The following is a 21,130-nucleotide window of genomic DNA, read 5'->3' as shown; positions in this document are numbered from 1 at the left end:
TCCCGTTTATCCGGAACCGGTCATTCATCCCGCCAGAATTTTTGATTAACGCTTGCCTTATGGCAAGCCACTTGGAAGCATGCTGACTATGGCTACGATTCATGTAGACGGCAAAGAATACGACGTAAACGGGGCCGACAACCTGTTACAAGCTTGTCTCTCCCTGGGACTCGATATTCCTTACTTTTGCTGGCATCCGGCGCTGGGAAGCGTCGGCGCTTGCCGCCAATGTGCGGTAAAGCAATACCAAAACGCGGACGACACTCGTGGGCGTTTGGTGATGTCTTGTATGACGCCAGCCACCGATGGAACCTTTATTTCCATTGATGACGGCGAAGCCAAAGCGTTCCGCGCGAGTGTGGTTGAATGGTTGATGACAAACCATCCGCACGATTGCCCGGTCTGTGAAGAAGGGGGTAACTGTCATCTACAAGATATGACAGTGATGACCGGCCACAGTTTCCGCCGCTATCGCTTTAGCAAACGGACTCACCAAAATCAGGATCTCGGCCCGTTCATTTCCCATGAAATGAACCGCTGTATCGCCTGTTATCGCTGTGTGCGTTACTACAAAGATTATGCTGATGGCACTGACTTTGGCGTCTACGGTGCGCACGATAATGTCTACTTTGGTCGCACCGAGAGCGGCACGCTGGAAAGCGAGTTCTCCGGTAACCTGGTAGAAGTGTGCCCGACCGGCGTATTCACCGATAAAACCCATTCCGAGCGTTATAACCGTAAATGGGATATGCAGTTCGCGCCAAGTATCTGCCAACAGTGCAGCGTGGGGTGTAACACCAGTCCAGGCGAGCGCTATGGTGAATTACGCCGTATCGAAAACCGTTACAACGGCAGCGTGAACCACTACTTTATGTGTGACCGCGGCCGTTTTGGTTATGGCTACGTCAACCGCAAAGACCGCCCACGTCAGCCGCTGCAATTGCGTGGCAATGACTGGATCCACCTGAACGCTGAACAGGCGATGCCCGCTGCTGCAGATATTCTGCGTCAGGCGAAGAAAACCATCGGTATCGGTTCACCACGCGCCAGTTTGGAAAGCAACTTTGCGCTGCGCGAATTGGTCGGCGCGGAAAACTTCTATACCGGTATCGCCGCAAGCGAGCAACAACGCCTGCAATTGATGCTGAAAGTTCTGCAAGAAGGCGGAGTTTATACGCCGTCACTGCGCGAAATTGAAAGTTATGATGCGGTACTGATTCTGGGCGAAGATTTGACTCAGACCGGCGCACGTATCGCGCTGTCTGTCCGTCAGGCGGTGAAAGGCAAAGCCCGTGAAATGGCCGCAGCACAAAAAGTGGCTGACTGGCAGATTGCCGCCATTATGAACATTGGCCAGCATGCCAAACATCCGCTGTTTATCACTAACGTTGATAACACTCGCATGGATGACATCGCGGCGTGGAACTACCGTGCGCCGGTGGATGATCAGGCCCGGTTAGGTTTTGCCATTGCTCATGCATTGGATGAATCCGCGCCAGCAGTGGATGACTTAGCGAAAGAGCTGAAAGGTAAAGTGGATATCATCGTGCAGGCGCTAGCCGGTGCGAAGAAGCCACTGATTATTACCGGCAGCAATGCGGGCAGCGATGCCATCATTGAAGCCGCAGCTAACGTGGCGAAAGCTCTGAAAGGCCGTGGTTCTGACGTCGGTATTACTTTTGTCGCCAGTGCGGCTAACAGCATGGGCCTGACCATGATCGGCGGCGGCTCTCTGGATCAAGCGCTGGAGTTGTTGACTCAAGGTGACGCTGATAGCGTTATCGTGATGGAAAACGATCTCTATCGCCATGCAGCGAAAGACAAAGTTGATGCGGCGCTGGATAAAGTCGCCAACCTGATTGTGGTTGATCATCAGCGCACCGCCATCATGGACAAAGCGAACTTGATTTTGTCAGCAGCTAGCTTTGCTGAAAGTGACGGGACGCTGGTCAATCAGGAGGGCCGCGCTCAGCGCTTCTTCCAGGTTTATGACCCAACCTATTATGACGACCCGAAAAAACCGGAAAACAACAGCATCATGCTGGAAAGCTGGCGTTGGTTGCACTCGCTGCACTCAACTTACACCAGCCGCCATGTGGACTGGACGCAACTTGATCACGTGATTGCAGCCTGTGTTGCCGCATTGCCGCAGTTGGAAGGGATTGTTGAAGCCGCGCCGGATGCCACTTTCCGTATCCGTGGTCAGAAACTGGCGCGTTCTCCTATTCGTTACAGTGGCCGTACTGCCATGCGCGCGGATATCAGTGTGCACGAACCGCGCCAACCGCAGGATATCGACACGCCGTTTGCCTTCTCAATGGAGGGGAACAACAGCCCACTGGCTGACCGCCAGCAGATCCCATTTGCCTGGGCACCAGGTTGGAACTCACCGCAAGCATGGAATAAATTCCAGGCGGAAGTGGGTGGCAGTCTGCGCTTTGGTGATCCGGGTGTGCGTCTGATTGAAGCAGGGGAGGGAACACTGGGTTACTTCGATTCAGTCCCACCGGCCTTTACCGCCAATGCTGAAAACTGGCAAATTGCCCCTTACTACCACCTGTTCGGTAGTGAAGAGATGTCTCAGCGTTCAGATGTCATCCAGCAGCGCATGCCAGCACCTTATGTGATGGTCAATCCTGCTGATGCCGCGCGTCTTGGGGTTAACCTCGGGACGTTGGTGGAATTCAACTGCGCAGGTCAGACTCTGCGTCTGCCAGTGCGACTGAGTGAAACCTTGGCTCAGGGTCAGGTCGGCTTGCCGCTTGGCTTACCGGGTATTCCGCCAATTATGGTGGGTGCGCGCGTTGAGAATCTGCGGGAGGCAGTGCTATGAGCTGGTTTACCCCTGAATTGATTGAGATTTTAATCTCTGTCCTGAAAGCGGTAGTGATTCTGCTGGTCGTGGTGACTTGCGGTGCATTTATGAGCTTCGGCGAGCGTCGCTTGCTGGGCTTGTTCCAGAACCGTTACGGACCAAACCGTGTCGGCTGGGGCGGGTCATTGCAGCTGGTTGCTGACATGATCAAAATGTTCTTCAAAGAAGACTGGGTGCCGCGCTTCTCCGACCGAGCTATTTTTACCTTAGCCCCGGTGATTGCTTTTACCTCGCTGCTGCTGTCTTTCGCCATCGTCCCGGTCAGCCCGACCTGGGCGGTTGCGGACCTTAATATCGGCATTTTGTTCTTCCTGATGATGGCGGGGCTGGCGGTCTACGCCGTGCTGTTCGCCGGCTGGGCCAGTAATAACAAATATTCTCTGTTAGGGGCGATGCGTGCTTCGGCACAAACCCTGAGCTACGAAGTGTTCCTCGGCTTGTCATTGATGGGCGTGGTCGCACAGGCTGGCTCATTTAACATGCAGGATATTGTTAACTCTCAGGAACACGTCTGGAATGTTATCCCGCAATTCTTTGGTTTTGTGACCTTTGCTATTGCGGGGGTGGCAGTTTGTCACCGTCATCCCTTTGACCAGCCAGAAGCTGAACAAGAACTGGCCGATGGTTACCACATTGAATATTCCGGTATGAAATTCGGTCTGTTCTTCGTCGGTGAATACATCGGTATCGTGACTGTCTCTGCACTGATAGTCACCTTGTTCTTCGGTGGTTGGCAAGGCCCGTTCTTGCCGCCATTTATCTGGTTTGCGCTGAAAACGGCTTTCTTCATGGTGATGTTCATTCTGATCCGTGCATCCTTGCCGCGCCCACGTTATGACCAAGTGATGTCATTCGGCTGGAAAGTTTGCCTGCCGTTGACCCTGCTGAATCTGCTGGCGACTGCCGCGGTCATTTTGTATAACGCTCAATAAGGGGTGAATGAACCATGACGTTGAAAGAGTTAGTGGTTGGTTTCGGCACCCAAGTGCGCAGCCTGTGGATGATTGGCCTTCATGCCTTCCACAAGCGCGAAACCCAAATGTATCCGGAAGAGCCGGTTTACCTGCCGCCGCGCTATCGTGGCCGCATTGTGCTGACGCGCGACCCCGACGGTGAAGAGCGCTGTGTTGCTTGTAACCTGTGTGCGGTTGCCTGCCCGGTTGGCTGTATCTCATTACAGAAAGCTGAGCACAAAGATGGTCGCTGGTATCCGGAGTTCTTCCGTATCAACTTCTCCCGCTGCATTTTCTGTGGATTGTGTGAAGAAGCTTGCCCGACTACCGCTATCCAGCTGACGCCGGATTTCGAAATGGGTGAGTTCAAACGCCAGGATCTGGTGTATGAGAAAGAAGACTTGTTGATCTCGGGACCGGGTAAATATCCGGAATATAATTTCTACCGGATGTCCGGTATGGCGATTGACGGCAAGCCGAAAGGCGAAGCCGAAAATGAAGCCAAACCGATCGACGTTAAAGGTCTGATGCCTTAGGAGCCAGCGTCCATGGAATTTGCATTTTATATTGCAGCATTGGTGGCAGTGGTGGCGACTATTCGCGTTATCACTCACACCAACCCGGTACATGCGCTGCTGTACCTGATTATCTCTTTGCTGGCTATCTCGGCGGTATTTTTCTCGCTGGGCGCTTACTTTGCTGGTGCGTTGGAAATCATCGTTTACGCCGGTGCCATTATGGTGCTGTTCGTGTTCGTGGTGATGATGCTGAACCTGGGTAAGGTCGAGCAACAAGAGCGCGATTGGCTGAAACCGAGCTTGTGGATTGGCCCCGGTTTACTGGCCTTGGTGCTGTTGTCGGTACTGATTTATGCCATTAGCTCGTTAACTCATCAGGGTATCACTGGCGAAATGGTCGATGCCAAAGCAGTGGGTATCAGCTTGTTTGGCCCTTACGTGCTGGCGGTTGAATTGGCGTCAATGCTGTTGTTGGCCGGTCTGGTGGTTGCTTTCCATATCGGGCGTGAGCACAAGCCGGGTGAAGTGCTGGGCGCAAGTGACAGCGCGAAAAGAAAAACGGAGGAACAAGCATGATCCCTCTACAACATGGCCTGATTTTGGCGGCCATCCTGTTTGTGCTGGGGCTGACGGGGTTGATTATTCGTCGCAACTTGCTGTTTATGCTGATAAGCCTTGAAGTGATGATCAACGCGGCGGCGCTCGCTTTTGTCGTGGCGGGCAGTTTTTGGGGGCAGGCTGACGGTCAGGTGATGTATATCCTGGCGATTACACTGGCGGCAGCCGAGGCCAGCATTGGTCTGGCACTGCTGTTACAGCTGTATCGTCGCCGTCATACTCTGAATATTGACACAGTCAGTGAGATGCGCGGATGAACCTATTATATTTAACAATTCTGCTGCCACTGCTGGGTTTCTTGCTGTTGGCATTCTCCCGTGGCCGTTGGTCTGAAAATACCTCTGCCACTGTCGGGGTGGGGTCGATTGGCCTGACTGCGTTAGTCACACTGTATGTTGCCGTGGATTTCCTCAGCCAAAAGGCCACCGGTGTACAGGTGTTTAATCAGACATTGTGGAACTGGATGTCGGTCGGCACTTTCAACATTCCGCTGACTCTGACACTGGACGGCCTGTCGCTGACCATGTTGTCGGTAGTCACTGGCGTGGGCTTCCTGATCCACATGTATGCCTCTTGGTATATGCGTGGGGAAGAGGGCTACTCCCGCTTCTTCGCCTACACCAACCTGTTTATCGCCAGTATGGTGGTTTTGGTGCTGGCGGATAACCTGATGCTGATGTATCTGGGTTGGGAAGGCGTGGGTCTGTGCAGTTACCTGCTGATCGGTTTCTACTACACCAATCCGGCTAATGGCGCGGCGGCGATGAAAGCCTTTATCGTGACCCGCGTGGGTGACGTGTTCCTGGCCATCGCGCTGTTCATCCTTTATCAAGAATTGGGCACGCTGAACATTCGTGAGCTGATGGTATTGGCACCGCAGAAACTGGAAATGGGCTCAACGGCCATTACTTGGGCGACGCTAATGCTACTCGGTGGTGCGGTCGGTAAGTCGGCGCAGTTGCCATTACAAACTTGGTTGGCCGATGCGATGGCTGGCCCGACCCCGGTTTCCGCGCTTATCCATGCGGCGACCATGGTCACCGCCGGTGTCTATCTGATTGCCCGTACTCACGGTTTGTTCCTGATGGCACCAGAAGTGCTTCATTTGGTGGGGATTATCGGGGCGGTCACCTTGGTGTTGGCCGGTTTTGCTGCTCTGGTGCAAACCGACATCAAGCGGGTGCTGGCGTATTCCACCATGAGCCAGATTGGCTACATGTTCTTGGCGCTTGGCGTTCAAGCGTGGGATGCGGCTATCTTCCACCTGATGACCCATGCATTCTTCAAAGCGTTACTGTTCCTCTCCTCAGGCTCAGTCATTCTGGCCTGTCACCACGAGCAAAATATCTTCAAAATGGGCGGTCTGCGTAAGACTATTCCATTGGTGTATATCTGCTTCCTGGTGGGCGGCGCGGCGCTGGCAGCATTGCCAATCGTCACCGCAGGCTTCTACAGTAAAGACGAAATTCTGTGGGGCGCATTGGCCAGTGGCCATATCAACCTGATGGTTGCGGGGCTGGTTGGGGCATTCCTCACCGCGCTGTATACTTTCCGGATGATTTTCATTGTGTTCCATGGCGAGCCAAAAACCAAAGCGCATCCGGTCAAAGGGATCACTCATAGCTTGCCGCTGATGGTGTTGCTGGTGCTGTCGACCTTTGTTGGCGCGCTGATAACCCCTCCACTCGCAGGTGTATTGCCAGAGCTTCACTTCGGTGAAGAGGGCAAAATGCCGCTGGAAATCTTCTCCGGCGTGCTGGTGGTGATTGGCATAGCATTGGCCGCGTTCCTGTATTTGGGCAAACGTCAGTTGGTCAACAGCATCGCGCAAAGTGCATTGGGCCGTTTCTTCACGGTCTGGTGGTTCCATGCGTGGGGCTTCGACTGGCTGTACCATAACGTGTTTGTCCGCCCGTATCTGTGGATTGCAAAACTGTTGCAACGTGATCCGCTGAACTCACTGATGAATACCCCGGCGGTGCTTGCGCGCTGGAGTAACCGTGGTTTGACCGTCAGTGAAAATGGACAGGTGCGTTGGTATGTCGCGTCTATAGGTTTGGGTGCAGTCGTTGTACTGGCTCTGTTGCTTTTCGTTTAATTAGGGACACAAAACGCCATGCTATTACCTTGGCTAATTCTTATCCCCTTTATCGGCGGCTTACTGTCTTGGCAGTGTGAACGCTTCGGTACCAGAGTACCGCGTTGGATAGCGCTACTCGCGATGGGGCTGACATTGGTGCTCTCCCTACAACTGTGGGTGCAGGGCAACTATTCACTGATGAACCCGGCGGGTATCCCGCAGTGGCAGTCAGAATTCACCTTGCCGTGGATCCCACGGTTCGGCATTTCATTCCATCTGGCTTTAGATGGGTTGTCTTTGCTGATGGTGGTGCTGACCGGCCTACTGGGCGTACTGGCTATCCTCTGTTCGTGGCGTGAAATTCAGCGCAACCAGGGTTTCTTCTACCTGAATCTGTTGTGGATTCTGGGTGGGGTTATCGGCGTGTTCCTCGCCATCGACATGTTCCTGTTCTTCTTCTTCTGGGAAATGATGTTGGTGCCGATGTACTTCCTGATTGCTTTGTGGGGTCACAAAGCATCAGACGGTAAAACGCGCATCGCGGCGGCCACCAAGTTCTTCATTTATACCCAGGCCAGCGGTCTTATCATGCTGATCGCCATTTTGGGGCTGGTGTTTGTACACTACAAGGCCACCGGTATCTGGACTTTCAACTATGAAGATTTGTTGAAAACCCCGATGTCCCACAATGTTGAATGGTTGCTGATGCTGGGCTTCTTTATCGCGTTTGCGGTGAAAATGCCGGTGGTACCATTGCACGGCTGGTTGCCAGATGCACACAGTCAGGCACCAACGGCGGGTTCTGTCGACCTGGCGGGGATTTTGCTGAAAACCGCGGCCTATGGTTTGCTGCGTTTCAGCTTGCCACTGTTCCCGACGGCCTCGCAAGAGTTTGCGCCAATCGCTATGTGGCTAGGGGTTATCGGCATCTTCTACGGTGCATGGATGGCCTTCTGCCAGACGGATATCAAGCGCCTGATTGCTTACACCAGCGTATCGCACATGGGTTTTGTGTTGATTGCCATCTACACCGGCAGCCAACTGGCTTACCAAGGTGCGGTTATCCAGATGATTGCCCACGGCTTGTCAGCCGCCGGTATGTTCATCATCTGCGGCCAGCTGTATGAGCGTTTGCACACCCGCGACATGCGCCAAATGGGCGGTTTGTGGAGCCGAATCAAATACTTGCCTGCGCTATCACTGTTCTTCGCGGTGGCAACATTGGGGATGCCGGGTACCGGTAACTTCGTCGGTGAGTTTATGATCCTATTCGGCAGCTTCCAGGTGGTTCCGGTGATTACCGTGATCTCTACTTTTGGGCTGGTTTTTGCTTCGGTTTACTCGCTTATCATGATGCAGCGTGCCTATTACGGCGCGCCGAAATCTGAAGAAGCGTTGCCGGGTATGAGTGCAAGGGAACTGTCTATCATCCTGCTGTTAGTGGTGCTGTTAGTATTGCTGGGGGTTTACCCGCAACCAATTCTCGACACCTCCCATGCTGCGATGAGTAATGTACAGCAGTGGTTCAATGCTTCAACCATTCCAACAACAAGGCCGTAATTCGCCATGACAATAACTCCTCAACAACTGATCGCGATGCTACCGCTGTTGATCGTCGGATTGACGGTGGTGGTTGTGATGCTGTCCATTGCGTGGCGACGCGACCACTTTATCAACGCCACTCTGACGGTTATCGGGCTTAACCTGGCGCTGCTGTCACTGTATTTTGTCGGCCAGGTCGGGCCGATGGATGTCACGCCGCTGATGCGGGTTGATGGCTACGCGATGTTCTATACCGGGCTGGTGATTGTGGCCAGTCTGGCGACCAGCACCTTTGCTTATCCGTGGCTGAATGGCTATCCGGATAACCGCGAAGAGTTCTATCTGCTGGTGCTGATTGCGACTATGGGCGGCATTCTGCTGGCCAGTGCCAATCATCTGGCGTCACTGTTCCTTGGCATTGAACTGATTTCCTTGCCGCTGTTTGGTCTGATTGGTTATGCCTATCGCCAGAAGCGCTCATTGGAAGCCAGTATCAAATACATGCTGCTGTCTGCGGCGGCATCGTCATTCCTGCTGTTCGGCATGGCGCTGTTGTATGCGGAATCCGGTAGCTTGTCTTTCGCCGGTCTGGGCAAAAGTTTGAGTGACTCGATGGTCCACAGGCCGCTGATTCTGGCGGGCCTCGGGATGATGATTGTCGGTCTCGGCTTTAAGTTATCTTTGGTGCCGTTCCAACTGTGGACGCCGGATGTGTATCAGGGCGCACCTGCCCCGGTATCTACTTTCCTGGCGACCGCCAGTAAGATTGCCATCTTTGCCGTGGTGATGCGCTTGTTCCTGTATGCGCCAGCCGCTGACAGTGAAGCGGTGCGTTTGGTGCTCTCGCTGATTGCGGTGGCATCAATTCTGTTCGGTAACCTGATGGCGATCAGCCAGACTAACATCAAGCGTCTGCTGGGTTATTCTTCTATCGCCCACCTTGGCTACTTGCTGATTGCGTTGGTGGCGGTGCAAACCCATCAGCTGGCACTGGAAACTGTCGGCGTCTATCTGGCCGGTTACCTGTTCAGCAGCTTGGGGGCTTTCGGGGTGGTCAGCTTGATGTCCAGCCCATACAAAGGCCCGGATGCCGAGTCACTGTTCTCCTACCGCGGGCTGTTTTGGCACAAGCCCATTCTGTCTGCGGTGATGACGGTGATGATGTTGTCTCTGGCGGGTATCCCAATGACATTGGGCTTTATCGGTAAGTTCTTTGTGGTGGCAATGGGTGTGAGCGCCAATCTGTGGTGGCTGACCGGTGCTGTGGTATTGGGCAGCGCCATTGGCCTGTACTACTATCTGCGCGTGACTGTCAGTTTGTTCCTCAGTGCGCCGGAAACATTGGTCCGCGACACACCAAGCAACTGGGCATTGACTGCCGGTGGTGTGGTGGTACTGATTTCCGCGATTCTGGTGCTGTTCTTGGGTGTCTACCCGCAGCCGTTGATTTCGCTGGTGCAGTTAGCTCAACCGCTGATGTAATTCATTGTTAAATCGGCAAGTCCAACCCCCGTTCAGCAAAACTGGCCGGGGGTTTTGTTTTATATGTGCCATTGAAGTTAAGCTTGTTTAAGGTGGAGGTGGGGTAAAAGTCGGAGGGGAGAGCGGGTTATATTTGGCTATCTTTAAGGTGGTTTTTTATTTTACCTTCAAGGATATTTATGGGTTGTTTTTCTGTTCAAGCAAGTAATGATTCTTCTTTTCAACCATATAGTTATGTGGTTGATGATATATCTCAGCCAAAAACTGATCTATCTAATGCTTTGATAATTGAAGATGCCTGTCATTTTACTTATGGGAACTATAACTGCGCAGTAAATATTATTATTAACCAGAGTGATAGAGCCAATATGACGGCTCTGAAATACACGGGAATATTGCAAGGAAAAATAGATGAAAAGTATGACTGTTTGAGTAGTGTATTCAAGCAGGGCTTGGTGATGTCAAAAGAAGATTATCAGATTAAAAGCAACGAAATACTCTATGAAATTATCGCCAAAGAGTTCACTGGTGTAAAACGTTCCGATATTAATAATGGTGAGTGGGTCAAGATAAACCCGCTAACGAGGGCAATGTTATCTTGGGCTAAAGATAGACATGATAATGTTGATATTAATGCCATTGTTTCAGCAAAAGTTATCCAATATTACAACTATAAAATTCCAGAAAAAATGGAAGAAATATTATCTACAGATAGTTTTATAGTCGACTGTATTGAAGAAATTGTTGAAAGTGTGTTTTGGACCGAAAGTGAAAAAGCGACATTAGCAGATGAATTAGCCGTAAGTATTAAGAAAAAAGTTGAACAAGATACAAAGGTCGCGGTTCTATCGACACAAGCTGAACGGCAGCAGTTTGATCACTTTATCCGCAGCTTTTCATTTAGGTGATGAACATCACGTTTTTGATGAACATCACGTTTTTTATGAAAGTCAATTAGCTATTTCATTATTTATGAGGTATGGATCGCAAAAAATCCTCTCAATTCAGGTAAACTGCGCGACTTTCATGCAATACACTTTCTCTTTTAACCTTTGTTGCGCAGGTAAATACTGATGAACATTATTCTGATGATTGCTATTACCACTGGCATTCTCTCAGGTATTTGGGGTTGGGTTGCGGTTAGCCTCGGGCTTATCAGTTGGGCGGGGTTTCTCGGCTGCACCGCCTACTTTGCCTGCCCACAAGGCGGCTTAAAAGGGTTGCTTATCACCCTGTTAACCTGCGTGAGTGGGGTATTCTGGGCGATGATGATTATTCAGGGTAGCGCCTTACAGCCTGAATGGGCCATCCTTGGCTATGTGTTGACCGGCATGGTGGCGTTTTTGATGTGTATCCAGGCCTGCCAGCAGTGGCTATCCTTTGTCCCCGGCACCTTTATTGGGGCTTGCGCCACTTTCGCTGGTAATGGCCATTGGAAACTGGTGATTGTCTCGCTGTTAGTCGGGGTGGTATTTGGTTATGCGATGAAGAACAGTGGGTTGTGGTTGGCGGCGCGGCGGAGTCAAAAGGGAAGTTCCTTGGAGTCTTCGATAGAGGTTGATTAAGTTGAATGGGAGACACAGGATCGGATCAGTTTTCGGTTGATATTCAATCTGTTCTTACTTGATCTTCAGCGCCTCAACCGAGCCGGAGGACAGGCCGGCACCCTTTGGCGGTTGAGGCAATGGCGGTAAAGCGAACCGTAAAGTTCTGACAACCGAACAGGATCATCAAATTAAATCATAAAAGATGATTTGCCACTTTAACCACTATCTTGCGCAGCGGCGCAACTTCTCCCAGTGTTGCCATCGGGCGATGTAACTCGCCAGGGAACAGCAGAGCGATATCGCCGGGAGCCAGTGTTAACAAGGTTTCGCTAGTAATACCTTCAAATAAACCGAAATCCCGCTCAGTATCAAAATCCATCGTTGGGCGCTGGCCCTGAGCTGACGGTGAAGCGCCAATCACCTCACTACCTTCCAGCAAAATATGAATATCAATGTAATAATGATGCAATTCAGGCGCTTGCTCATACAAAGGTTTGGACGCGGCAATAATGTGATTTAGGTAAATCTCGCGGCCTTCAATATCTTGTTCCCCGGCAGGAAGATTGACTAAATCCATTTTGCTGATGGCGGCCAGTGTGCGGCGGATAGCATCCGGATAAAGTGGGTTATTCACCGCGCTTTTTAGTTCATCAAGTATCATAATTATTCCCATATTCCTGCGTGTACATCATGCCGGGCACTTAAGCACAATGACTGATATTATTTTCTGGCTCCAGCGCGGCAATGCAGTGTTCAACAACACCGACAATGTCAGGCGAGATATCGATTGGAATGATGTCCGGCTCACGGGCATCAGGTGTTTCCAGTGTTGCGAACTGGCTCTTTAACAGGCTTTCCGGCATAAAATGCCCCGCCCGCTGTTGCATTCGGTGCAACACTAAATCGTAATCGCCGGTCAGCCACAGAAAGCGAATACCCTGATTCCCCTCACGTAAACGGTCGCGATATTGTTTTTTTAGTGCCGAACAGACTAAAAAACCCACTTCATTTTTTTGTTGTAAGCTGTATGCCACATCACTTAGCCGCTCAAGCCACGGAGCACGGTCGCTATCATTAAGCGGCTGACCCGATGCCATCTTTTGGATATTGGCGCGTGGGTGCAGATCGTCACCATCTATAAATTTGGCGTTAAGCGCCAGCGCCAGCGCCTGACCCACACAGGATTTACCTGTGCCGGATACGCCCATAACAATAATGCATTTACCAGACATAGCTTTCCTCTGTTACCTATCAAGCAGATAACTGACTGAATTCGGATCAAACTGCAACCAGCATGCCACCATCAACAAACAACAGATGACCATTAACAAAGTCTGATGCTTTGGAAGACAGATACACTGCCGCCCCAATCAACTCTTCCGGATCTCCCCAACGGGCGGCTGGCGTGCGTTTGCATAGCCAATCAGTGAAAGCCTTATCGTCGACCAGTGCTTTTGTCATATCGGTTTTGAAATAACCCGGCGCAATACCATTCACTTGAATATTGTAACGGGCCAGCTCAACACACATCCCGCGCGTCAACATCTTCACTGCCCCTTTAGAGGCGGCATATGGCGTAATAGTGTCGCGGCCTAATTCGCTTTGCATTGAGCAAATATTAATAATCTTACCGCGTTGGCGTTTAACCATATAACGGGAGACAGCTTGTGAAACCAAGAATACTGATTTCTGGTTTACCGCGATCACATCATCCCAATCTTTTTCTGGGAATTCAGTAAAAGCGTGGCGGCGCTGAATACCGGCGTTATTAATTAAGATGTCAATGGCACCAATGTTATTTTCTATTTGTGCAATCGCGTCATTAACAGCATCATGGTCAGTGACATTAAATGCCGTTGCATAAGCAACAAAACCGCTGTCGCGTAATTCGGCGACGGCTTTTTCTGCTCGTTCTGCGGTAATATCATTAATTATTATTTCTGCACCAAATTCAGCCAGACCTTTAGCTAATAAAAACCCAATGCCTTGTGCAGAACCGGTAATTAATACTTTGCGGTTTTCTAACGAAAATAAATTCTTCATAATGAATTCCTGATGAAAATGACGCTTATTAAGCGACACTATAAAATCAATATTATTGAATAATGACTGCGTGAAAACATGTGCCTATCAAACCGTTTTCTGTCTCATCAAACTGTGACGAAGATCACTTTAAATCATGTTACGGCAAGCTGTTACCACTTACGTGAGCGACATCGCCTTGAGAGCGGCAAAATACGACTATTTGTGGGGGCTTTATTCATCTCTGGGGGCGGATGCAGATTAACTTATTGATAATAATAGAACTAAATAATAGGAATCATGATTGTTATTGTATTTTAAATCAGTAACATGCTTTTCATTACCTTCGCTAACAGTGCATAATCACTTCATCCCATCCCACACTCTTGTTCCAGGTATATGCCATGAAAAACCAGCGTGTTACGTTACAGGATATCGCGTTACTAGCAGGCGTGACCAAAATGACAGTCAGCCGCTACTTACGCACGCCGGAAAAAGTGGCCCCAGAAACCGGTGAACGTATTGCCCAAGTGATGACTGAAGTCAATTATAGTGTTGATTCAGAAGGGGAAACTAGCCTCAATCAAAAAAGTCCAAGAATTGGTATTTTGGTGCCATCCTTTAATAACCAAATTTTCTCCGATTTACTGGCTGGTATTGAGTCGGTCACTGCTGCTAGTGGCTATCAAACGCTGGTCGTTAACTATAATTACAATAAAGAACGTGAAGAAGAACAAATAGTTAATCTATTGTCATGCCAGATTTCCGGGTTGATACTCACCGATTCTGAACATACTTTACGTGCGGATAAGTACCTAAATGCTTCGGAACTTCCGGTCGCGCAAGTGATGGATTTGGAACCACAGTTCAACCGTATTACCGTCGGTTTTAATAATTATCAGGCGGCTTATGATATGACGGCGACACTGTTGGCAAGCGGCAAACAGCATGTTGTCTATTTCGGTTCTATGTCTGATGTGCGAGATCGCAAGCGTTATCAAGGATATAGCCAGGCAATGATTGATACCGGGTTAGCACCGCTGCATATTACGCCCAACAAAGTCTCATCTGTCTCTATTGGTGCCGGTATGTTGGCATTGGCACGACAAATGTATCCGCAAGTTGATGCTATTTTCTGTACCAATGATGATATGGCGGTGGGCGTGTTACAAGAATGCTTGAAACTGGGCATGGCGGTGCCAGCGGAAATAGCGATTTCCGGTTTTCATGGGCTGGATATCGGCCAGGCGACCACCCCAGTGCTAGCCAGTGTCACCACTCCGCGTTTTGAAATGGGCAAAGTGGCTGCTGAAATATTGATTAAGAAAATCAAAAAAATCCCTACAATTGAACAGGTTGACCTACATTATCGTATTTCACTGGGGGGAACTATTTAATACTTTCGCTGTTGCTGAAAGATATACAAATTATCTATAACTGCCATTGTGCTCTTTAATGGCAGTGAGTCTTTCCCTCGAATAGTCCACCAAGATACTCCTCCTGAACATAACAAATAGCGCCAATCCATAACATTTTGCTTAAGTCATGGGATTAATCATTAACGCTGGCTTGATTAGCTGAAACAATTCAGCAGGAACAATGATAGGTCGGTCACGTTACCGGTAACATGTTTTCTTAACATGATTTACAGTGACCTGCGTCACAAAATAAAACATTGAAAACAGGTCTCATAATGACATTCGCTGAATGGCTCATCATCCGATGATTACCCGCCGCCATTTTGGTTTTGATTTATTGACATGATCAGGTACTCATTATGAAAAACAGCAAGTCATCTTCCTTCAAACAAGCCGTATTGATTATCGCCCCGGTAATGGATTATTTGACGGAGAAGTTGGAACAGAATTTCACTGTTCACAAACTCTTTCAGGTTACGGATACTGCTGAGTTTTTTGCGGCGCAGGGCAAGAATATAAAAGGCATTGTGACTCGAGGTGATGTCGGTGTAACCAACGAAGTGCTGACGTTATTACCCGAAGTACAGATTATCTCAATCTTCGGTGTCGGCACGGATGCAGTGGATTTGGACACAACTCGCGAGCGCAATATCATTGTAACTACTACCCCCGGCGTATTGACCGACGATGTGGCCGATACAGCTCTGGGACTGATTATTGCAACTTCGCGGCGTCTATGTCAGGCCGATAAATTCCTCCGCGCTGGTCAATGGCCGCACAGTAGCTTGCCATTAGCATCTAAAGTGACCGGTAAACGTCTGGGTATTTTTGGTATGGGCCGGATTGGTCAAGCCATTGCCCGTCGTGCAGCTGGTTTTGATATGCAAATTGCCTATACCGACACCGTGCACATCGAAAGTCTGCCATATCAATATGTGCCGGATTTAATTAGCCTTGCTAAGCAAAGTGATATTTTGGTCGTGGCTATTTCGGGCGGTAAAGACAGTATTGGTCTGATTGATAAAGCTATTTTCGACGCTATGCCAAACCATGCTCTGCTGGTTAATATTGCCCGTGGCAGTATGGTCAATCAGGATGATTTAATCCGTGCACTACAACAGAAAGAAATTGGCGGGGCGGGTTTGGATGTCTTTGCAGATGAGCCTAATGTGCCGCAAACATTAATCGAAATGGACAATGTGGTATTACTACCGCATATCGCCAGCGCCACCATAGAAACCCGGATTCAAATGAGTGATATTGTATTCTCAAATATTCATGCTCATTTCTCTGGCGAGAAAGCACCTACGGCCATTACTTACTAATTAAGAAGAGATATGAGGGTTAATTAAATTAATCCTCAACTTATTATAATAAAAATAAAAGACCACATCGTGCATTTTAAATAACTGGCAAATTATTCTAATTTGTTAGCGGCATTCTCTACGCTATTTTCTGAATAGTGTAGGAATTATTCAGCTAGAGAAAGAGGCGTGTTGATATGGACAGTAAGATCCCTAATGCCCGTTGGTTCCGCGTTATTGTGCCAATAATTATTGCTTGTATTATTTCTTTTATGGACCGGGTTAATATTAGTTTTGCGCTACCGGGGGGCATGGAAAATGATTTGGCTATTACCAGCCAAATGGCGGGTTTAGCGGGCGGTATTTTCTTTATTGGTTATTTATTTTTACAAGTACCGGGTGGCCGTATTGCTGTTCATGGCAGCGGTAGAAAATTCATTGCTTATTCCCTTGCAGTTTGGGCTATCGTTTCGATTCTGACCGGTTTTGTCACTAACCATTATCAATTGTTATTCCTGCGCTTTGTGCTGGGGGTTTCTGAGGGCGGTATGCTGCCGGTGGTGTTGACCATGGTCAGCAATTGGTTCCCGGAACGCGAAATTGGCCGCGCCAATGCATTCGTCATGATGTTCGCCCCGATCGGCGGTATGTTCACCGCACCTTTATCTGGCTTTATTATCAATGCGTTAGACTGGCGCTGGCTGTTCTTCCTCGAAGGTTCGCTGTCCGCGGTAGTGTTGATAATGTGGTGGTTTGTCATCAGTGACAGACCGGAAGAAGCCAAATGGTTGTCGACCAAAGAGCGCGATTATTTGGTCACCGAGCTTGCGCGTGAACGGGCGGAGCGGATGCTGGATGCGCCCGTGACCAATGCGCCGTTAAAAGCTGTCTTTCTAAATAAAGGGTTGATGAAACTGGTTGCTCTGAACTTCTTTTATCAGACCGGGGATTATGGCTACACCTTGTGGTTGCCGACTATTTTGAAAAATCTGACCGGCGGTAATATGGCCTCGGTTGGTATTCTGGCTATTCTGCCGTTTATTGCCACCACCGCCGGTATTTATGTCATTTCTTCACTATCAGATAAAACCGGTAAACGCCGTCTGCTGATCATGATTTCTCTGTTCTGCTTTGCTGCCGGTTTGGTGACCTCGGTTATTTTCCGTCACAACGTGTTGATCTCTTACCTGGCCTTAGTGGTGTGCGGGTTCTTCCTCAAAGCTGCAACCAGCCCATTCTGGTCTATTCCAGGCCGTATTGCTGTGCCAGAAGTGGCCGGTGGTGCGCGTGGTGTGATTAATGGGTTAGGTAATTTAGGCGGCTTCTGTGGCCCCTATTTGGTCGGCGTGATGATTTTCTTCTACGGCCAAAGTGCAGCAGTTTGCATGTTAGCTGGCTCATTAATTATTGCCGGGCTGATTACCTTAACCCTGCCAAAAGAGTGTGATGTTGAAGTTGAAGCCAAGGGAAAAGGTATTTATGACAAAGGGTTAGCGAAAGTTAAACGCGCTTAAGCCGCCAAGCGGTCTTTACTGTAAAGGGTATGACCGCCGTCATTTATCACCGGAGAATCTCATGAATTTACAACAGCAACTTACCCTCAGCCAACGGCATCAACAACAGCTGCAATTGACGTATTTTAATCATGAAATCGCCTGGCAGTTAGGCGAAAAAATAAAGTGCCAGGCCGAACGGCAAGGGGTGGCACTGGCGATTAATATCCGGGTAAATGGGCAAACTTTATTCAGTTACGCCATGCCGGGCACCAGTGCAGAAAATGGTGACTGGCTGCGGCGCAAGCGCAATGTGGTGGAGTTACTGGGCACCAGCTCCTATGCCGCGGGGCTGATGCTGCAACAGCGCCAAACCTCACTTGAGGAGCGCTATGGTGTCAGTTTGCGCGACTACGCCGCGCTAGGTGGCGGCTTCCCATTGCAAGTTAAGCAGGCCGGTATTATTGGCAGCGTAAATGTGTCCGGCGCGCCACATTTGGATGATCACAATTTGCTGTTGCAGGTGCTGGCGGACTTCATTGGTCTTCCGGCGGGCAGTATTGAACTTTTGGCTCCTCTGAGCGAATAAGGAATGGCGATGAACCCGACTCTCACCCGTGTGACCCAGCGTATTATTACGCGATCGGCGGCGACCCGTACCGCCTATCTGCAACGAATTAGTGCGGCCAAAGAAAATACGGTTCACCGCTCACAACTGGCCTGCGGCAATTTGGCCCACGGTTTTGCTGCTTGCCAACCGGACGATAAAGTTTCATTGAAAAATATGGTGCGCAGCGATATTGCCATCATCACCTCCTACAATGACATGCTGTCAGCTCATCAACCTTATGAAGATTATCCGCAACAACTGAAAGATGCGCTGCATGAAGTGGGCGCGGTCGGGCAAGTGGCGGGGGGCGTTCCAGCCATGTGCGATGGTGTGACGCAAGGCCAGGATGGGATGGAGTTATCGCTGATGAGCCGCGATGTGATTGCGATGTCAGCGGCGATCGGCTTGTCACATAATATGTTTGACGGCGCATTGTATCTCGGCGTGTGTGACAAAATTGTGCCGGGGTTGCTGATGGCGGCGTTGTCATTTGGTCACTTACCGACGGTTTTTGTCCCGGCGGGGCCGATGGCTAGCGGCTTGTCTAATAAAGAAAAAGTGCGCGTGCGCCAACTGTTTGCCGAGGGGAAAGTCGACCGGCATGCATTGCTGGAGGCGGAATCAGCCTCTTATCACAGCGCCGGGACCTGCACATTTTACGGCACCGCCAATTCGAATCAGATGGTGATGGAAGTGATGGGGCTGCATTTGCCCGGTTCCTCTTTTATCCAGCCCAATACCCCACTGCGTGATGCGCTAACAGCCGCCGCGGCGCGGCAAGTTACGCGTTTGACGCAAACCAGTGGCAACTATCTGCCGGTCGGTCAGTTGGTGGATGAAAAAGTGATGGTGAATGGCATAGTGGCGCTGCTGGCAACCGGCGGTTCGACCAACCACACCATGCATTTAGTGGCGATGGCGCGCTCGGCGGGCATTATCATCGATTGGGATGATTTTTCCGAACTGTCGGAAGTGATCCCGCAGTTATGTCGCATTTATCCTAATGGCCCGGCAGATATTAACTATTTCCAGGCCGCAGGCGGGGTAGCATTGCTGATAAAAGAGTTATTGCAAGGCGGTTTGCTGCATGAAGATGTTCACACGGTGGCCGGGTTTGGCCTGCAACGTTACACGCAGGAACCTTATCTGGAGGAGGGGCAGTTGCAATGGCGCAGCGGGCCAGAGCGCTCACTGGATGACAGCGTTATTGCCAGTCTGAATCAACCTTTCTCGCCTCATGGCGGCACCAAAGTATTAAGCGGCAATCTGGGGCGAGCGGTGATGAAAACCTCGGCGGTTCCGCATGATCATCAGATTATTGAAGGGCCAGCCGTGGTGTTTGAAAGCCAACATGATGTCGGGCCAGCTTTTGAATCTGGCGCGCTGGACCGCGATTGTGTGGTGGTAGTGCGTTATCAAGGGCCACGGGCCATTGGTATGCCGGAGTTGCATAAACTGATGCCGCCACTGGGCGTATTATTGGATCGCGGCTTTAAGGTAGCGTTAGTCACAGATGGCCGTTTGTCAGGTGCATCCGGTAAAGTGCCGTCAGCGATTCATGTCACACCGGAAGCTTATTGCGGTGGTTTACTGGCGAAAATCCGCAATGGTGATCGGCTGCGGGTCGACGGTGTGAGTGGGGAGCTTTCACTGCTGGTGGATGAAGCCGAGTTAGCAACTCGCCTGCCCGCAGTCCCAGATATCTCGGCTTTCCATGTGGGATGTGGCCGGGAGTTATTTGGCGCGCTGCGTGAGCGGATGTCCGGCGCGGAGCAAGGGGCGTGTGGTATTTATGGGGATTAGGGTGAAAGGTTCGGTGGGTAGCGGCGGCTAGAGCCGGCTCTGGTTTCGGTTGATATTCGGTTTGTTCTCATTGCTGGCATTGTCGCCTCATATCCCTGGTGGCTCACTCGGGCCACCACCTTTGGCGGTTAGTTCATCGGAGGTTAAGTGAACAGTGAAATTCTAACAACCGAACCTGATTACCGAGAAGCTCCATCGACTCCCATCTCCCATTATCGACTATCCTTATAAAACCCTATGTCACTCATGGAGAATCTACATGAATCGAGATAAAGAACAGCAAACTTCGCTGGACGACGATTTGACTATGCTCACTGATACGCTGGAAGAAGTGTTGCGCGCCTCGGGCGATGCAGCTGACGAAAGCTATAAGGAAATCAAAGCCCGCGCGGAAAAAGCCCTAAAGGAGGTTCAATACCGTTTGAATGGCCGCAGTAAATGCTATATCAAACGGGCGAAAACGCTTGCGTGTTGTACTGATGATTATGTGCGCGAAAAACCTTGGTGCAGTGCCGGGATTGGAGCAACCGTCGGTTTGGTTGTGGGGCTTTTGCTGGCGCGGCGCTAAATATTCCCGTCAATATCACCGCAGTAAAAATCATCTCCAACATTATTCTACTCATTCTCGGCCCTTAAATGGGCCGTTTTTAAGTTATAAAATACCAATAAAGAGATTATTTTTAAAAAAACATTATAATTTGTTATTTGAATGTGATGTTTTTTTATAAAACATTTTGTTGATAGTTATATTTAATTTAATTTTTATAAAGATATTAATTATTTTTTAGGGAAATAACGGCGGTGTTAAGTCATAATTAAAAATGTAAAGATGCATAAAAATGCACATTTATATTGACAGAAGGTT

Annotated in this window: 19 protein-coding genes; 16 read left to right on the top strand and 3 right to left on the bottom strand. The window is 49.8% G+C overall.

What is annotated here, in order from left to right; all coding sequences use genetic code 11:
- The first annotated feature begins 88 nt into the window (after positions 1 to 88).
- The 10 genes from nuoG to DXZ79_RS13520 all read left to right on the top strand — a co-directional run bounded on the left by nuoG (position 89) and on the right by DXZ79_RS13520 (position 11,633).
- Complete coding sequence (gene nuoG, locus DXZ79_RS13565; protein ID WP_038639419.1) at positions 89 to 2,833, top strand: NADH-quinone oxidoreductase subunit NuoG; 2,745 nt, start codon at positions 89 to 91, stop codon at positions 2,831 to 2,833.
- A complete protein-coding gene (gene nuoH / locus DXZ79_RS13560; RefSeq protein WP_038631824.1) occupies positions 2,830 to 3,807 on the top strand; it encodes an NADH-quinone oxidoreductase subunit NuoH in 978 nt (325 codons plus the stop codon). Before nuoG ends, nuoH begins: the two co-directional genes overlap by 4 nt.
- A 14-nt stretch (positions 3,808 to 3,821) precedes the next feature.
- Positions 3,822 to 4,364: an NADH-quinone oxidoreductase subunit NuoI gene (nuoI, locus tag DXZ79_RS13555; RefSeq protein ID WP_038631826.1), complete on the top strand. Its 543-nt coding sequence runs from the start codon at positions 3,822 to 3,824 to the stop codon at positions 4,362 to 4,364.
- 12 nt (positions 4,365 to 4,376) lie between these two features.
- Positions 4,377 to 4,922, top strand: a complete 546-nt coding sequence (gene nuoJ / locus DXZ79_RS13550) for an NADH-quinone oxidoreductase subunit J (protein ID WP_038631828.1) — start codon at positions 4,377 to 4,379, stop codon at positions 4,920 to 4,922.
- Positions 4,919 to 5,221 (top strand): NADH-quinone oxidoreductase subunit NuoK, encoded by a 303-nt coding sequence (nuoK, locus tag DXZ79_RS13545; protein WP_032820332.1) that lies wholly within the window; start codon positions 4,919 to 4,921, stop codon positions 5,219 to 5,221. Before nuoJ ends, nuoK begins: the two co-directional genes overlap by 4 nt.
- Entirely contained in the window at positions 5,218 to 7,062 is a 1,845-nt protein-coding gene (gene nuoL / locus DXZ79_RS13540) for an NADH-quinone oxidoreductase subunit L (protein WP_038631830.1), read from the top strand. The genes nuoK and nuoL overlap by 4 nt, the downstream gene beginning before the upstream one ends.
- An 18-nt stretch (positions 7,063 to 7,080) precedes the next feature.
- Complete coding sequence (gene nuoM / locus DXZ79_RS13535; protein WP_038631832.1) at positions 7,081 to 8,604, top strand: NADH-quinone oxidoreductase subunit M; 1,524 nt, start codon at positions 7,081 to 7,083, stop codon at positions 8,602 to 8,604.
- Positions 8,605 to 8,610: 6 nt separating this feature from the next.
- Positions 8,611 to 10,068 (top strand): NADH-quinone oxidoreductase subunit NuoN, encoded by a 1,458-nt coding sequence (gene nuoN, locus DXZ79_RS13530; protein ID WP_038631834.1) that lies wholly within the window; start codon positions 8,611 to 8,613, stop codon positions 10,066 to 10,068.
- A gap of 179 nt (positions 10,069 to 10,247) precedes the next feature.
- Positions 10,248 to 10,976, top strand: coding sequence for a hypothetical protein (locus DXZ79_RS13525; protein WP_050291329.1), 729 nt, complete (start codon positions 10,248 to 10,250; stop codon positions 10,974 to 10,976).
- Positions 10,977 to 11,141: 165 nt separating this feature from the next.
- A complete protein-coding gene (locus DXZ79_RS13520) occupies positions 11,142 to 11,633 on the top strand; it encodes a DUF1097 domain-containing protein (RefSeq protein WP_038631836.1) in 492 nt (163 codons plus the stop codon).
- Positions 11,634 to 11,808: 175 nt separating this feature from the next.
- Here the strand turns inward: DXZ79_RS13520 and DXZ79_RS13515 are convergent, their stop codons facing one another.
- From DXZ79_RS13515 to idnO, 3 genes are read right to left on the bottom strand one after another with little or no spacing between them, the layout of a single operon-like run.
- Positions 11,809 to 12,276 (bottom strand): NanQ anomerase/TabA/YiaL family protein, encoded by a 468-nt coding sequence (locus DXZ79_RS13515; protein ID WP_038631838.1) that lies wholly within the window; start codon positions 12,274 to 12,276, stop codon positions 11,809 to 11,811.
- A gap of 40 nt (positions 12,277 to 12,316) precedes the next feature.
- Positions 12,317 to 12,847 carry a gluconokinase gene (locus tag DXZ79_RS13510; protein WP_038631840.1) on the bottom strand — a complete coding sequence of 177 codons (531 nt, stop codon included), beginning with the start codon at positions 12,845 to 12,847 and terminating at the stop codon, positions 12,317 to 12,319.
- Positions 12,848 to 12,893: 46 nt separating this feature from the next.
- Positions 12,894 to 13,658 carry a gluconate 5-dehydrogenase gene (gene idnO / locus DXZ79_RS13505; RefSeq protein ID WP_038631842.1) on the bottom strand — a complete coding sequence of 255 codons (765 nt, stop codon included), beginning with the start codon at positions 13,656 to 13,658 and terminating at the stop codon, positions 12,894 to 12,896.
- 383 nt (positions 13,659 to 14,041) lie between these two features.
- Here idnO and DXZ79_RS13500 point away from each other — a divergent pair, with 383 nt between their 5' ends.
- From DXZ79_RS13500 to DXZ79_RS13475, 6 genes are all read left to right on the top strand, one after another.
- Positions 14,042 to 15,034: a substrate-binding domain-containing protein gene (locus DXZ79_RS13500; RefSeq protein ID WP_120011333.1), complete on the top strand. Its 993-nt coding sequence runs from the start codon at positions 14,042 to 14,044 to the stop codon at positions 15,032 to 15,034.
- Between the two features lie 380 nt (positions 15,035 to 15,414).
- A complete protein-coding gene (locus DXZ79_RS13495; protein WP_038631846.1) occupies positions 15,415 to 16,380 on the top strand; it encodes a 2-hydroxyacid dehydrogenase in 966 nt (321 codons plus the stop codon).
- A gap of 176 nt (positions 16,381 to 16,556) precedes the next feature.
- Positions 16,557 to 17,873: an MFS transporter gene (locus DXZ79_RS13490; protein WP_050291327.1), complete on the top strand. Its 1,317-nt coding sequence runs from the start codon at positions 16,557 to 16,559 to the stop codon at positions 17,871 to 17,873.
- Between the two features lie 61 nt (positions 17,874 to 17,934).
- Positions 17,935 to 18,441, top strand: a complete 507-nt coding sequence (locus DXZ79_RS13485) for a heme-degrading domain-containing protein (protein WP_038631850.1) — start codon at positions 17,935 to 17,937, stop codon at positions 18,439 to 18,441.
- A 9-nt stretch (positions 18,442 to 18,450) separates the two neighbouring features.
- On the top strand, positions 18,451 to 20,265 hold the full coding sequence (gene edd / locus DXZ79_RS13480; protein WP_038631852.1) for a phosphogluconate dehydratase: 1,815 nt from the start codon (positions 18,451 to 18,453) through the stop codon (positions 20,263 to 20,265).
- A gap of 259 nt (positions 20,266 to 20,524) precedes the next feature.
- Entirely contained in the window at positions 20,525 to 20,833 is a 309-nt protein-coding gene (locus tag DXZ79_RS13475) for a DUF883 family protein (RefSeq protein WP_038631854.1), read from the top strand.
- Positions 20,834 to 21,130 lie beyond the last annotated feature (297 nt).

The sequence above is a fragment of the Yersinia rochesterensis genome, assembly GCF_003600645.1.
Lineage (GTDB): Bacteria > Pseudomonadota > Gammaproteobacteria > Enterobacterales > Enterobacteriaceae > Yersinia > Yersinia rochesterensis.
The sequence above is the reverse complement of the archived record's forward strand: the minus strand, read 5'-3'. Positions and strand labels throughout refer to the sequence as shown.

Bases quoted from the DNA above. Each gene is read 5' to 3' on its own strand.
- idnO (WP_038631842.1), bottom strand. From the start codon at position 13,658: ATGAAGAATTTATTTTCGTTAGAAAACCGCAAAGTATTAATTACCGGT.
- nuoH (WP_038631824.1), top strand. From the start codon at position 2,830: ATGAGCTGGTTTACCCCTGAATTGATTGAGATTTTAATCTCTGTCCTG.
- edd (WP_038631852.1), top strand. From the start codon at position 18,451: ATGAACCCGACTCTCACCCGTGTGACCCAGCGTATTATTACGCGATCG.
- DXZ79_RS13515 (WP_038631838.1), bottom strand. From the start codon at position 12,276: ATGATACTTGATGAACTAAAAAGCGCGGTGAATAACCCACTTTATCCG.
- DXZ79_RS13525 (WP_050291329.1), top strand. From the start codon at position 10,248: ATGGGTTGTTTTTCTGTTCAAGCAAGTAATGATTCTTCTTTTCAACCA.
- DXZ79_RS13485 (WP_038631850.1), top strand. From the start codon at position 17,935: ATGAATTTACAACAGCAACTTACCCTCAGCCAACGGCATCAACAACAG.
- nuoM (WP_038631832.1), top strand. From the start codon at position 7,081: ATGCTATTACCTTGGCTAATTCTTATCCCCTTTATCGGCGGCTTACTG.
- DXZ79_RS13510 (WP_038631840.1), bottom strand. From the start codon at position 12,847: ATGTCTGGTAAATGCATTATTGTTATGGGCGTATCCGGCACAGGTAAA.
- nuoG (WP_038639419.1), top strand. From the start codon at position 89: ATGGCTACGATTCATGTAGACGGCAAAGAATACGACGTAAACGGGGCC.
- DXZ79_RS13520 (WP_038631836.1), top strand. From the start codon at position 11,142: ATGAACATTATTCTGATGATTGCTATTACCACTGGCATTCTCTCAGGT.
- DXZ79_RS13475 (WP_038631854.1), top strand. From the start codon at position 20,525: ATGAATCGAGATAAAGAACAGCAAACTTCGCTGGACGACGATTTGACT.
- DXZ79_RS13490 (WP_050291327.1), top strand. From the start codon at position 16,557: ATGGACAGTAAGATCCCTAATGCCCGTTGGTTCCGCGTTATTGTGCCA.
- nuoI (WP_038631826.1), top strand. From the start codon at position 3,822: ATGACGTTGAAAGAGTTAGTGGTTGGTTTCGGCACCCAAGTGCGCAGC.
- nuoK (WP_032820332.1), top strand. From the start codon at position 4,919: ATGATCCCTCTACAACATGGCCTGATTTTGGCGGCCATCCTGTTTGTG.
- DXZ79_RS13495 (WP_038631846.1), top strand. From the start codon at position 15,415: ATGAAAAACAGCAAGTCATCTTCCTTCAAACAAGCCGTATTGATTATC.
- nuoN (WP_038631834.1), top strand. From the start codon at position 8,611: ATGACAATAACTCCTCAACAACTGATCGCGATGCTACCGCTGTTGATC.
- DXZ79_RS13500 (WP_120011333.1), top strand. From the start codon at position 14,042: ATGAAAAACCAGCGTGTTACGTTACAGGATATCGCGTTACTAGCAGGC.
- nuoL (WP_038631830.1), top strand. From the start codon at position 5,218: ATGAACCTATTATATTTAACAATTCTGCTGCCACTGCTGGGTTTCTTG.
- nuoJ (WP_038631828.1), top strand. From the start codon at position 4,377: ATGGAATTTGCATTTTATATTGCAGCATTGGTGGCAGTGGTGGCGACT.